At 68.1% G+C, this 12,355-nt stretch carries 12 protein-coding genes, 1 other RNA gene and 1 riboswitch; of the genes, 7 read left to right on the plus strand and 6 right to left on the minus strand.

Translation table 11 applies throughout. From position 1 onward, the window contains the following. The 4 genes from H0U68_RS07170 to H0U68_RS07185 all read right to left on the minus strand — a co-directional run. Positions 1 to 707, minus strand: a 707-nt coding sequence (locus H0U68_RS07170) for a helical backbone metal receptor (RefSeq protein WP_296354081.1), incomplete at its 3' end; no start/stop codon positions are given. 44 nt (positions 708 to 751) lie between these two features. Beyond that, positions 752 to 1,321 (minus strand): bifunctional adenosylcobinamide kinase/adenosylcobinamide-phosphate guanylyltransferase, encoded by a 570-nt coding sequence (locus tag H0U68_RS07175; RefSeq protein WP_296354062.1) that lies wholly within the window; start codon positions 1,319 to 1,321, stop codon positions 752 to 754. Next, positions 1,314 to 2,123, minus strand: a complete 810-nt coding sequence (locus H0U68_RS07180) for an ABC transporter substrate-binding protein (RefSeq protein WP_296354064.1) — start codon at positions 2,121 to 2,123, stop codon at positions 1,314 to 1,316. The genes H0U68_RS07175 and H0U68_RS07180 overlap by 8 nt, the downstream gene beginning before the upstream one ends. A 9-nt stretch (positions 2,124 to 2,132) precedes the next feature. Next, a complete protein-coding gene (locus H0U68_RS07185) occupies positions 2,133 to 3,842 on the minus strand; it encodes a TonB-dependent receptor (protein WP_296354066.1) in 1,710 nt (569 codons plus the stop codon). 182 nt (positions 3,843 to 4,024) lie between these two features. Then, a riboswitch (cobalamin riboswitch) is annotated at positions 4,025 to 4,274 on the minus strand. Positions 4,275 to 4,308: 34 nt separating this feature from the next. On the opposite strand from H0U68_RS07185, the gene zapB reads away from it, so the two are divergent. The 4 genes from zapB (at position 4,309) to H0U68_RS07205 (ending at position 8,639) form a co-directional block, all read left to right on the plus strand. Then, entirely contained in the window at positions 4,309 to 4,521 is a 213-nt protein-coding gene (zapB, locus tag H0U68_RS07190) for a cell division protein ZapB (RefSeq protein WP_296354067.1), read from the plus strand. Positions 4,522 to 4,531: 10 nt separating this feature from the next. Further along, on the plus strand, positions 4,532 to 4,867 hold the full coding sequence (locus tag H0U68_RS07195; RefSeq protein ID WP_296354069.1) for a cell division protein ZapA: 336 nt from the start codon (positions 4,532 to 4,534) through the stop codon (positions 4,865 to 4,867). A gap of 193 nt (positions 4,868 to 5,060) precedes the next feature. Next, the gene (locus H0U68_RS07200; RefSeq protein ID WP_296354070.1) at positions 5,061 to 6,092 is read left to right on the plus strand and encodes a 3-oxoacyl-[acyl-carrier-protein] synthase III C-terminal domain-containing protein; all 1,032 of its coding nucleotides are present in this window, start codon (positions 5,061 to 5,063) and stop codon (positions 6,090 to 6,092) included. 15 nt (positions 6,093 to 6,107) lie between these two features. After that, positions 6,108 to 8,639 carry a hybrid sensor histidine kinase/response regulator gene (locus H0U68_RS07205; protein WP_296354072.1) on the plus strand — a complete coding sequence of 844 codons (2,532 nt, stop codon included), beginning with the start codon at positions 6,108 to 6,110 and terminating at the stop codon, positions 8,637 to 8,639. Between the two features lie 54 nt (positions 8,640 to 8,693). Here H0U68_RS07205 and ssrS read toward each other — a convergent pair. After that, positions 8,694 to 8,873, minus strand: a non-coding RNA gene (ssrS, locus tag H0U68_RS07210) — 6S RNA. 134 nt (positions 8,874 to 9,007) lie between these two features. Between ssrS and H0U68_RS07215 the strand changes: the two genes are divergently transcribed. Then, complete coding sequence (locus H0U68_RS07215) at positions 9,008 to 9,826, plus strand: sulfite exporter TauE/SafE family protein (RefSeq protein ID WP_296354074.1); 819 nt, start codon at positions 9,008 to 9,010, stop codon at positions 9,824 to 9,826. Positions 9,827 to 9,877: 51 nt separating this feature from the next. Here H0U68_RS07215 and H0U68_RS07220 read toward each other — a convergent pair whose 3' ends face one another. Beyond that, positions 9,878 to 10,147: a hypothetical protein gene (locus H0U68_RS07220; protein WP_296354076.1), complete on the minus strand. Its 270-nt coding sequence runs from the start codon at positions 10,145 to 10,147 to the stop codon at positions 9,878 to 9,880. A 90-nt stretch (positions 10,148 to 10,237) separates the two neighbouring features. Between H0U68_RS07220 and H0U68_RS07225 the strand changes: the two genes are divergently transcribed. Further along, entirely contained in the window at positions 10,238 to 10,684 is a 447-nt protein-coding gene (locus H0U68_RS07225) for a GNAT family N-acetyltransferase (RefSeq protein WP_296354078.1), read from the plus strand. Then, positions 10,681 to 12,355: sensor histidine kinase (locus tag H0U68_RS07230; protein ID WP_296354079.1), on the plus strand; the 1,675-nt coding region annotated here is incomplete at its 3' end. The genes H0U68_RS07225 and H0U68_RS07230, both read left to right, overlap by 4 nt.

Raw genomic sequence — 12,355 nt, forward strand, 5'->3', positions numbered from 1 at the left:
CGCTTGTCGCGCACGGCCTGGATGCGGTCCCAGCCGGGCCGCCCGCGCAGCGCCTGCGCGTTGCGGTCCGACACCATGATGACCTGCGGATCGGCGCGCACCACGAACTCCGGATTGAGCTTGGGGAACGGGCCGAGCGATCCGGGCACCACGTTGGCGGCGCCAACGCGCGCCAGCAGCTCGCCGATGAAGGACGATTCGCTGGCGGCATAGGGCGCACCGTTGACCTCGAAGTACACCCGCGTGCCGCGCAGCGCGGGCGGCAGCGAACGCGCCGCGGCGTCCACGCCGGCGTCGATGCGCGCCAGCAGGCGCGGCGCCTCATCGCTGCCCAGCAGCTGCCCCACCTTGCCGATCACGCGCCGCGTGCCGTCCAGCGTCTTGGGTTCCAGCGCCGCCACGTTCAGCCCCAGCCCCTGCAGGCGGCCGATGGCGCGCGACGATGCAGCCGCCAGCACCAGGTCGGGCTTGAGCGCGACGATGCGCTCGATGTTGGCATCCTCCAGCCCGCCCACGTGCGGCAGCGCGCGCACGGACTCGGGCCAGTTGGAATAGTTGTCCACGCCGACCAGGCGCGCGCAGGCGCCCAGCTCGCAGACGATCTCGGTCAGCGACGGCAGCAAGGTCACGATGCGCTGCGGCGCGTTCGGCAGTGTGATGGTGGCGCCGCGGTCGTCCACCACCTGGGTGGCGCCAGCAATGCGCATCGCGCAGGACAACAGCAACACGGTCAACAGCAGCAGCCGGCGTTTCACGGCTGACCTTTCAACAACATGGGCAGCCCGGCAGACATGAGCGTCACGCGCTCGCAGGCGCCGGCCGCCTCCTGGTTCAGGCCGCCCAGTGCATCCACGAAAGTGCGCACGTCGCGCCCCATCGGGATCACGCCCATGCCGATCTCGTTGCTGATCAGCACCAGCGGTCCCGCGCAGGCGGCAATGGCGGTGGCGATGGTCGGTTTGGCGGCGGGCGTGCCGCCGTCGTGCGGCACCGCGGGCATCAGCAGCGCGGTGAGCCACAGGGTGAGGCAATCGACGACGACCAGCGTGTCGGCGCGGCTGTGCTGGCCGATGGCGCGCGCCACCTCCAGCGGCTCTTCCACCGTGGCCATGCGCGGCACGCGTTCTGCGCGGTCGCGCCGGTGCCGCGCGATGCGCTCGCGCATCTCCTCGTCCCAGGCCTGCGCAGTGGCGATGTAGACGGCGCGATGTACAGCGGACGCGTCGAGCCAGGCCGCGGCGAGCGACTCGGCGCGCCGGGTCTTGCCGCTCTTCTGGCCGCCCAGGATCAGTTCGCTGGCGGCGACGCGCAGGTCAGCCATGCGCGCGGCTCCAGTCCAGCATGATGCGGTGCAGCTGCTCCACGCCGTCGGTGAGCGCGGCTGGCCCCGGCTGCAGGATGTCGGCCGATTTGATCTCGAACAGCTGGCCGGTGGCCACGGCCTTCACGTTCGCCCAGCCGGCGCGCGCGGCCACTTTCTCGGCGCGGAATTTCTTGCCGCACCAGGAGCCGATGATGATGTCCGGGTCGCGCCGCACGATCTCGGCGCCGTCCGCGATGATGCGGTCCTTGCCCATGGGCTGCAGCGCGAGTTCGGCGAAGCAGTCGTCCCCGCCCGCGATGCCCGCCAGCTCGGACACCCAGCGGATGGCGCTGATGTGCGGCTCGTCCCACTCCTCGAAGTACACGCGCGGCCGGCGCGCGAGCGCCCGGCCGGCCACCTCGATCTCCAGCAGCCGCGCGCGCATGCCTTCGAGCAGGCGCACGCCCTGCGCCTCCTGGCCCACCATCGCCGCGACCTGGTACAGCATGGAGAAAATCTCCTGTACGCTGCGCTGGTTGAAGATGGTGACCTGCACGCCTTTTCTCACCAGCGCACTGGCGATGTCGGCCTGCAGGTCGCTGAAGCCGAACACGCAGTCCGGCTCCAGTTCCAGGATCTTGTCGATCTTGGCCGAGAGAAAGGCGCTGACCTTGGGCTTCTCTTCGCGCGCACGGCGCGGGCGCACCGTGTAGCCGGAGATGCCCACGATGCGCGCCTGCTCGCCCAGCAGGTACAGCCACTCCGTCGCCTCCTCGGTGAGGCAGACGATGCGTTGCGGACCTTTTGGAATCGACAGCATGGTTCGAGCTTACTTCGGCTGCCAGCGCAGGGTCATGAAGACGCCCCGGCCCGGCTGGTTGTAGCCGTAGGAGGTTTCGTAGTGCCGGCCGGTGAGGTTGTTCACCTTGGCCTGCACGCTCCAGTCGGGCGCGAACTGCCAGTCGGCGAACACGTCCACCGTGGTGTAGGCGCCCAGCGGGATGCGGTTGGACGTATCGTCGAAGCGCGAGCCCACGTGCAGCAGCGAGCCGCCGAAGCGCCAGGCGCCCATGCGGTAGTCGGCGGCCACCTGCAGCTGCTGCTCGGCGCGACGCGGCAGCTGCTTGCCGCTGACCTCGTTGCGCGGGTCCAGGTGCTCGTAGTTGGCGTTCAGGCCCAGCTTGTCGAACTTGCCTTCGTAACCCAGCGACCAGCCCTCGATGCGCACGTGCGGGATGTTCACCGGCAGCGTGGTGTTGGTCATGAAGCCGCGGATGCGGTTGTCGAAGCGCACCAGCTTCACCTCGTGCTCGCCGCTCTGCCAGGTGATGCCCAGGTCGGTGCTCTTGCCGCGTTCGGGCTGCAGCGCCGGGTTGCCGAAGTTCGGGAAGTACAGCTGGTTGAACGAGGGCGCCACGAACGAGGTGCCGTGCGAGCCGTGCACCCGCCAGTTCGGCGTGATCTTGTAGCCGTAGCCGGCGAACCAGGTGTCGGCCGTGCCGAACTGCGAGTTGCGGTCACGCCGCACGTTGGCCTGCCAGCTGTGGTTGCCGGCGCTGCCATTGAGCCCGCCGAACACCGAGTCGATGCTGCGCTCGGTGACGTCGTAGGCGGTGGAAGCCTCGATCTTCTGCACGCGCCGCTCCAGGCCGGCCACCGCCACCCCGATGGGCGTGTCGACGTCGTTCTGCCAGGTCCATTGCGATTGCCTGGTGCGGAAGTAGCCCGGGAAGCTGGATTCGATGGTGTTGGCGACGTCGTTGCCCTGCGAAAAGCGCAGCTCGGTGCGCCAGGACGGCAGGATGCGGCCCTTCACGCCGGCGTGCGCGGTCAGCGCGCGGATCGCGGTGCGCGCGTTGAAGCCGGGGCCGTCGTCGTAGTTGCTGATGCCGTCGGAGTGCAGCAGGCCGGCGTCCACGCTCCAGTCCTTGGACAGCTCGTACTTCACCGTGCCATTGACGGCGTCCTGGCGGAACGGGTCGATGTCGGGATTGTGGTTGCCGAAGGAGACATAGGGCTTGGTGGCGTCCATGCCCCGTTCGCGCTGGCGCTGCACACCGAACGAATAAGTGAGCGGGCCCTGCCCGCCAGCCACGCCGGCCGACGCGGTGAAGTGGTGCAGGCTGCCCACGGTGATCGCCGCGTTGGGGTGGAAGCCTTCGCGGCCCTTGCGCGTGAAGATCTGCACCACGCCGCCCACGCCCTCGCTGCCGTACAGCGCGGAAGCCGGACCCTTGAGGACTTCGATGCGCTCGATCATCTCCACGGGAATCGTCTCCCAGCTCGGCGTGCCCGCCGTGGCGGAGCCGAGCCGCACGCCGTCGACCAGCAGGATGGTGTGGCGGTTCTCGGCACCGCGGATGAAGATGCTGGAAGTCTTGCCGCGGCCGCCGTTGGCGGCCATCTGCACGCCGGCCGTGCGCGCGAGCAGCTCGGGCAAGGTGCGCGCGGAAGCGGCCTCGATCTGGTCGCGGTCGATCACCTTGACATCGCTCACCAGCGCGTCGGCGCGGGTGGCGGTGCGGGTGGCGGTGACCACGGTGTCAGGAAGTGTCGGAGCGCTTTGCGCGTGGACGGACGGAAGCGCGGCGGCGACTGCCAGGGGCAGTGCGGCCATGCGCAGGCGATGCACGGTCGTTGTCATGAAATGGAAGCACAAGTTTCTTGGCCCTCGCCGGCTTCCCCGCCGGCATGATGGGCATCACAGCCGCGGCGCTTGCGCACCACGGCCACCGTGTTGGCCGGTATCCGGGCTGGCGGACTTGGCTCCACCGCCTTCCCAGGCCCGCTGTTTCAGGCGGGCCCAGTGGCTATGTGATGGAGCTGGAACGCGCTGTGGGCGCGCTCCCGTCCGCTTACCGTTGCGGGGGCAGCGCAGGTTGGCAGCGGCCTTGGCGGCACGCGCTTCCTGCTTCCCGTTGAACTGCGGCATGCGAACCACACCGCGAGCACCAACCTTTTGATTTTAGATGAGTTTCTGAAACAAAACCCTACAATGGACTGCGATGGCAAGCGCTTCCCAGATCGATCAACTCGTGGACCGTGTCGAACGGTTGCTGGTGCGCTATGAGGAACTGCAGCGCACCAACGCGCTGCTCACCGAGCAGATGGAGTTGCTCACGCAGGAGCGCGATTCGCTCAAGTCGCGCCTGTCGGCCGCCCGCTCACGCGTGGACGCGCTGCTGGAGCGCCTGCCCGACCTGAAGTCCGCCGCGTGAGGCCGGACGCATGAAGCAACTCGAAGTCCAGATCATGGGCCAGAGCTACCTGCTCGGCTGCCCCGAGGGCGGCGAGCAGCGGCTGCTGGAAGCGGTGGAGAAAGTCGACACCGCCATGTGCCGCATCCGCGACGCGGGCAAGGTCAAGGCCCGCGACCGCATCGCGGTGCTGGCCGCGCTGAACCTGGCGTTCGACCTGGCGGATCGGGGCACGGTGCCGGCGCCCGTTGCCCGCACCGGCATCAGCCTGGGCCACAACGACGCTCCCGCTTCGGAAGATCCCCACCTGGCCGGTCTGCTGAGCCGCCTGGACGGCGCATTGGGCGACGACGGCCGGCTGATCTGAGCCTTTCGCACTTCAATCCCAGCACGGAAGGAAGTCGCGTTCTGCCGCAAAAGCGGTCCCCCGTAACTACATCGATTGACTGCGTTGCGTAACGCCGTCTAACATTCTTTACGGGGTGGGGTTTTTCGGAAACCTTTTTTGCAACACAGGCCGTCCCTTCACAGGGCCGGCCTTTTTAATTAGCCATCGCAGAATGATCATCGAAAGTCTCGCAGCCAGTTTCCCGTCGAGGAAAGTCTCCAACGCCGATGTTGTTGAGCTGATTGGCCAGCACTCGCAAGGTTTTGACGGAAATCTCGACAAGGGATTGCGCATCGTCAAGACCTTGCTGGACCGCAGCGGATTGGTCAACCGCAACTGGTGCGCCGAAGACGAGCGGCCCATCGATCACCTGGGCAAGGCGGTGTCGGACGCACTCGACAGTTCCGGCTTCACCCCGAAGGACGTCGACCTGTTCGTCTATGTGGGCATCGGCGGCGGCTTCCGGGAACCCGCCAACAGCTACATGGCCGCCAAGGCGCTGGGCTTCACCCGGGCGGAATGCTTCGACGTGATCGATGCATGCATGAGCTGGACGCGCGCGATGTCGCTGGTCGACAGCCTGTTTAAGACCCGTTCTTATCGCAATGCGATGATCGTGAACGCCGAATTCCACATGCAGCCGGGCGGCCCGATGTTTCCCAACTACGCGTTGGAGAACACGGAGCAGTTGGAATACGCTCTACCGACGTTCACCATCGGCGAGGCGGCCACGGCAACTCTGCTGCTGCCGGACGATCCGGGCAACTTCAACTTTACCTTCCACAGCAAGCCCGAGTATGCGGACCTGTGCACGATTCCCTTCGACGGATACGAAGGCTTTTGCGCAGACAACTACCACATCGGGCGGCTTGGCCCCGGTCGCTTTACGGCGATGGGCGCCAAGATGCACCAGCAGCTGGAGCAGGGGCTTCCATTCGTCCTGCAGGGTGTGAATGCCGATGAGTTCGACGTTGCGTTCACCCACACCTCGTCACAAACGGAGTGGGCGCGCGCTTGCGAGAAGTTCGGCATCGGCGACAAGATCTATCATGTGTACCACCGCACCGGAAACGTCGTGTCGGCTTCGATCCCCGCGGCTATAGCGCTGGCCCGCGAGGCGGGGCGGCTCAAGAAGGGGGACCGGGTCCTTTCGTGCATGGGAAGTGCCGGGCTGTCGTTCAACGCCACGCGTTTCCGTTTCTAGCTCCACGGCACGATCATGAGTTTGCGAAACCTCAATCCATATGCGGCATTCAACAGAATGCTGGTGCAGACCACGCAGATCTCTGCGGGACTGATTCTGGCCCTTGGCACCCTTGGTCTCGCAAGCCACGTCCTGTACGGATTCTTCTGGCTGCGCTTGTACCCGGCCGACTATGAGAACCTGTCGTTGCGCATCTTCGGCGCGCTCACCTGTTTTCTTCTGCTGCTGAACAAGTGGTGGTCGCCGTTCTGGAAGAGGCTCCTGCCGTGGTACTGGTTCCTTGTGGTCCTGTACACCTTGCCTTTCTTCTCGACCTACCTCCTGCTGATCAGCGATTACGCCATCGGTCGCTCGATGATGATGATGGCGATGCTGTTCCTTCTGATCACCGTGTTGCCGCACCCTGTGGTGATGATCGTCAACCTGATCGCCGGGATGGTGCTGGGCATCGGGTGGGCCTACCACACCCTGCCGAACTTCTCCTCGCTGGGCCATGGGCAGCTGACCACCGTCCACCTGCCGATGTTCATCTTCACCATCACGGCGAGCCTCATCTTCAGCCGCAGCAACCTGAAAGGCATCTTGGCGCAGGAGCGCATCAAGGCCGTGGAAGCGCTGGCGCTGGCCGGCTCGATCGCCCACGAAATTCGTGGCCCGCTCGGCCAGCTCAAGGCGAGCTTGGGGACCATCGGCGGCAAGCTGCCGCAGCCCAGTGCCAGCGGCAAGGCGCAGGCCATACCTCCGCATGACCTCGACGCGCTGTACCGCGAGCTCGCGCAGAGCAAGATCGCCATCGAGCGCGGGCTGCAGGTGATCGCGATGACGCTGGACGAGGTGCACGCCAAGCCCATCGACCCGGCCAGTCTGACCTACCTGTCGGCCGCCGTCGCCACGCGCAAGGCGGTGGAGGAATTCGGCTACGAAGGCTCGGCCGAACGCGAGAAGGTCACCATCGACGTGGTGCGCGACTTCACCTTCAAGGGCGACGAGACCCGCTACGTCTTCATCCTGTTCAACCTGCTGAAGAACGCCGCCTACTACTTCAAGCAATACCCCCAGGCCCGCGTCACCATCACCATCGCGGACCATACGGTGGCGGTGCGCGACACCGGCCCCGGCATGAGCCCGCAGGCGCTGGCGCGCCTGTTCGAGCCGTTCCAGACCGCCGGCAAGGCGGGCGGCACCGGCCTCGGCCTGGCGTTCTGCAGACGCACCATGCGCAGCTTCGGTGGCGACATCACCTGCGAGTCGGTCCAGGGCAAGTTCACGCGCTTCGTGCTGCAGTTCCCGAAAGTGAGCGAGCAGGACATCGCTGGCCACAGCCGCGACGTGCAGGAGCGCGCCGTCACCCTGTTCCGCGGCAAGCGCCTGCTGGTGGTGGACGACATGCCCGCGCTGCGGCAGACCGCGCGGGCGCTGCTGGAGCCGCTGGGCGCGCAGCTGGACGAGGCCGAGAACGGTGAGGTGGCGCTGCGCATGCTGGCCGCCGCCAGCTACGACGCCGTGGTGCTGGACCTGAGCATGCCGGTGCTCGATGGCTATGCCACCGCGGCCAGCATCCGCTCGGGCTCGATTGCCGGCAAGGAGTACATGCCGATCGTCGCCTACACGGCGGAGTCGCCGCATTCGGCGCGCATCAAGCTGGAGAAGGTCGGCGTGACCGCCTTCGTGCAGAAGCCCTGCGGCCAGATCGACCTGCTGGACGCTCTGTGCCGCGCCGCCGAAGACGGCGAGCGGCGCGCCTCGGCCGCGCGCGCCTCGGCCTCGCTGGCCGGCAAGACCATCCTGCTGGCCGACGACCAGGCCTTCAACCGCAAGTTCCTGCGCGCGCTGCTGCACGAGCGCGGCGTGCACGTGCTGGAAGCGTGCACCGGCCAGGAAGTGCTGGACCGGCTGCGCGAGGCGGCCCACGTGGACGCGGTGCTCACCGACATCAACATGCCGGGCCTGAACGGACTGGACGTCACCCGCGCCATCCGTGCCATGCCGCCGCCGCACGGCACGACACCGGTGATCGCGCTGACCGCGCACTCCGACGAAGCGATGGTCGAGGCCGCCCGCGCCGCCGGCATGAACGATTTCGTGGTCAAGCCGGTGGAGCCTTCGGACTTCTTCGAGAAGCTCAGTCGGCAGCTGCTGGTGAACGGCGCCGTGCCCGTGCAAGCGGCGCTGCCGCGGCCTCCAGCCTCGGGCGCGGCCGGGCCCGAGTCGCTGCTGGACCCGTCGCGGCTGCAAGCCATGCTGCAGATGGACATGGTGCAAAGCGCGCTGGACGACACCGGGCTGCTGCTGCGCAAGCTCGACGCCTGCGTGCAGGACCGCAACTTCGCCGACATGCGCGAGGTGATGCACTCGCTGGTGGGCATTGCCGGCGAGATGGGTGCACGCGCCCTGCACCGCAAGCTGCGCAGCCTGTACGCGTTCATCGCAGAAGAAGGCCAATGGCCCGCCGAGGAGGACTGGCTCGCGCAGCTGCACGTGCTGTACAGGCAGACCGAATGCGCGATGCAGGCCGAACACGCGGAAGACAAGCTGGCCGTCGGCTGACCCGCGCGGACGGCAATAAAAAACGCCGGAGCAAGTCCGGCGTTTTTTATGGAATAGGCGTCTGCAAGTGCCACCGGACCGGCATCCTGAACCAGGGTTCAGGTGGGCGAGGTCAACTTGGCATTGGGTTCATCTGACGCGAGATGATCACGCTCGCCAAGCGATGTTCCAAGCCCGTGCTCAAAGAGCATTGGTTCAAGGAAATATAAAGCCCGATGCACACCGCAGACGAGCCCATTGTACGTCGCTGGAATCGGCGCGTGCGGCAAAACCATCCTGCTTCGCACGTGTTGCGCGGCATGCCTTGACATCCCGCGAGCCAGCCCAACCACGGCCACGTGACAGGGCCGGCTGCGACAATCGCGGCGATGCCGCTCGAACTCCAACTCATTCTCGAACTGGCCCTGCTGGGCGTGTGCACGGGCTTCCTCGCGGGGCTGCTGGGCATCGGCGGCGGCATGATCATGGTGCCGTTCCTCACCATCATCCTGTCCAACCGCGGCGTGGTGGGCGACCTGGCGGTCAAGATGGCGATCGCCACCTCGATGGCCACCATCATTTTCACCTCGGTGTCCAGCGTGCGTGCCCACCACAAGCGCGGCGCGGTGCGCTGGGACATCGTGCGGCTGCTGGCGCCGGGCATCGTGATCGGCAGCATCGCGGGCAGCATGGGCGTGTTCGCGCTTCTGAAGGGCAGCACCCTGGCCATCGTGTTCGGCCTGTTCGTCGGCTTCTCCGCCACGCAGATGTTCCTGGACAAGAAGCCCAAGCCCACGCGCCAGCTGCCGGGAACCGCGGGCACCCTGGCGGTAGGCGGCGGCATCGGCTTCCTCTCGGGCCTGGTGGGCGCGGGCGGCGGCTTCATCAGCGTGCCCTTCATGGCCTGGTGCAACGTGGCGATCCACAGCGCGGTCGCCACCTCCGCCGCGCTCGGCTTCCCGATCGCCGTGGCCAACGTGGCCGGCTACATCGCCAGCGGCCTGAAGCTCACCGGCCTGCCGCCCGGCTCGTTCGGCTACATCTGGCTGCCCGGGCTGGTGACCATCGCCCTGTGCAGCGTGGTGACGGCGCCGCTCGGGGCAAAGCTGGCGCATGCGCTGCCGGTGGGCAAGCTCAAGCGCGTGTTCGCAAGCATCCTGTACCTGCTGGCGGCCTACATGCTCTACAAAGGCGTGTTCGGCGCCTGAGCGCAGCATGCCTGCAGCCGGCCCGAACGCGGGCATGTGCGCGCGCCGCTTTCAGGCGCCTCCGATGCCGACCGTCACCTTGCCGGTGCCCTCGCATTCGGGGCAGCCCATGCCCTGGAACGTGCCCGTGCCGCCGCAGGATGGGCAGACGTTCTCGCCGGAGCCTGGCGCGCCGGCCGGCTGGTCGGACGCGCCGGGCGAGGCGGAGGGGGCCATGTCGATGGCAGCGCCCGGGTCCTCTTCGCCCGCCGCCGAGGTGGCGAGATCCAGCGGCTCACCGGTGGAAGGGGAAGGCGCGGCAGGCAAGTTTTTGGCGGTCATGGGGGTGAAGGGAAAGCAGTTGCGGCAATCGTAGGCAGCCGAGTGCCGCAAACGCGTAGGACGGGGCGCAGCCAAGGCAGAATGTGCAACGTGCCAAGCCTGATCCGCGCTGCCCTGCCCTCCGACGAACCCGCCTGGCGCAAGCTCTGGCGCGGCTATTGCAAGTTCTACGGCGTCACGCTGCCAGACGAGGTGACGGCGCGCACCTGGAAACGCATTCTGGACCCCGATTCGGCCGTGATGTGCATCGTGGCCGAACTGCAAGGCAAGGTCTGCGGCTTCGCCCACTGCGTGGTGCACGAGAACACCTGGGAAGCCCAGCCCGTGTGCTACCTGGAGGATCTGTTCGTCGCGCCCGCCGCGCGCGAGCGCGGCGTCGCCCGCTCCCTGCTCGAATGGCTGCGCAACGCCATGCGCGCCGAGGGCTGGGCGCGCCTGTACTGGATGACGCGCGCCGACAACGTCGCCGCGCGCCGGCTGTACGACCAGTTCGCCCAGGCCGACGGCTTCGTGCGCTACGTCATCCTCGACCGATGAACCCGCAGCCCGGCCGCTCGCTGCGCTGGCGCCTGTTCCTGCTGGCCGCCGGCGGGCTGCTGCCGCTGGCCCTGGTGATGGCGGGCGCCGTCGGCTACCTGGTGCACGAGCGGCGCATCGAGACGCAGCGCTCGGCGCTGGATCTGGCGCGCGCGCTGGCCACCGCCGCAGAGGCGCAGCACCGCGCCGTGATCGGCGTGCTGGAGAGCATGGCCGAGTCCGACGACCTGCGGCCGGACCGGCTGCACGTCTTCCACGGCCTGGCGCGCCGCGTCGCCCAGCAGCAGAGCTGGCGGGCGGTGCTGGTGGCCGACACCAACGGCCGCATCGTGATGAATTCGTCGCAGCCGATCGGCAAGACCGAGGCCACGCCCGTGGATGTCGACAGCATGCGCCGCGCGCTGTCCGGCCGCGAGCCGGTGGTGGGCAGCGTGTCCGAAGGCCGGTTCACGCGCGGGCCCGCGTTCGCGGTGCGGGTGCCGGTGCTGCGCGAGGGCCAGCTCGCCTTCGTGCTGTCGGCGGTGGTGCCGGTGGAGCGGGTGCAGGGCATCATCACGCGGCAGGACATTCCCGATTCCTCGGTGGTGGGCATCTTCGACGCCGGCGGCAACCGCGTGGTGCGCTCGCGGGCCAACCGGCTGGCCCGCGCCTCGCCCTCGCTGCAGGCGCTGATGGACACGCCCGCGCAGGAAGGGATGGGCCCCGCCTACACACTGGAGGGCGACCGCAGCTACACCGGTTTCCACCGCCTCCCGCTGTCGGGATGGGCCGTTGCCGTCGGCATTTCCGCGCGGGAGGCCGACCAGCGGGTGTACGGCCTGCTCGGCGCCGTGCTGCTGGGGCTGCTCGCCTCGCTTGGGTTGTCCGTCGCCGTCGCGGGCTACTTCGCACGACAGATCAGCCAGCCGATCGACCAGCTGAAATCCGCCGCGGCGGCACTGGGCAGGGGCGAGCCGGCGCAGGTGCCGCAGCTCGGCGTGGCGGAACTCGACGAGGTGGGCGCCGCCCTCACCCTGGCCGCGGCCGAGCGCGACCGCGGGGCCCAGGAGCGGCGCGCAGCCGAGCTGGAGCGCGAAGCGCTGCTTGCGCGCGTCACCCAGGCGCTGCAGGAGGCCGAGGAGGCCGGGCGCGGCAAGGACGAATTCCTGGCCATGCTCGGCCACGAGCTGCGCAACCCGCTCGCGCCCATCGCCACCGCCTTGTATCTGATGGAGCGCAAGGGCGACGCGCGCACCAGCCACGAGCGCGCCATCGTGCAACGGCACCTGGCGCACGTGACGCGCCTGGTCGACGACCTGTTGGACGTCTCGCGCATCACGCGCAAGCGGCTGGCCATGCGCTTCGCGCCGGTGCGGCTGGCCGCGATCGCCGAGCAGGCCGTGCAAGGCATGGGCTCCGCCCTGCAGGGCCGCCTGCTGCGGATGGAAGTGGCGCCCGATGCCGCCGAGCTCTGGGTATCGGCCGACGAGGCGCGGCTGGCACAGGTGCTGGGCAACCTGCTGGGCAACGCCGTCAAGTTCACCGGGCCGCAAGGCCGCATCACGGTGCGGCTGCGGCGCGACGGCGACGCCGCCGAACTGGAAGTGGCCGACGACGGCGTCGGCATGGCGGCGCCGGTGCAGGAGCACGTGTTCGACCTGTTCTACCAGGCGCCGCAGGGCATCGACCGCG

Origin of the sequence: Ramlibacter sp. (assembly GCF_013697775.1) — a bacterium.
In the GTDB taxonomy this organism is placed as follows: Bacteria; Pseudomonadota; Gammaproteobacteria; order Burkholderiales; family Burkholderiaceae_C; genus Ramlibacter.

Coding starts and splice junctions, on each gene's coding strand:
- H0U68_RS07205 (WP_296354072.1), top strand. CDS start 6,108: ATGAGTTTGCGAAACCTCAATCCATATGCGGCATTCAACAGAATGCTG.
- H0U68_RS07215 (WP_296354074.1), top strand. CDS start 9,008: ATGCCGCTCGAACTCCAACTCATTCTCGAACTGGCCCTGCTGGGCGTG.
- H0U68_RS07200 (WP_296354070.1), top strand. CDS start 5,061: ATGATCATCGAAAGTCTCGCAGCCAGTTTCCCGTCGAGGAAAGTCTCC.
- zapB (WP_296354067.1), top strand. CDS start 4,309: ATGGCAAGCGCTTCCCAGATCGATCAACTCGTGGACCGTGTCGAACGG.
- H0U68_RS07220 (WP_296354076.1), bottom strand. CDS start 10,147: ATGACCGCCAAAAACTTGCCTGCCGCGCCTTCCCCTTCCACCGGTGAG.
- H0U68_RS07175 (WP_296354062.1), bottom strand. CDS start 1,321: ATGGCTGACCTGCGCGTCGCCGCCAGCGAACTGATCCTGGGCGGCCAG.
- H0U68_RS07180 (WP_296354064.1), bottom strand. CDS start 2,123: ATGCTGTCGATTCCAAAAGGTCCGCAACGCATCGTCTGCCTCACCGAG.
- H0U68_RS07195 (WP_296354069.1), top strand. CDS start 4,532: ATGAAGCAACTCGAAGTCCAGATCATGGGCCAGAGCTACCTGCTCGGC.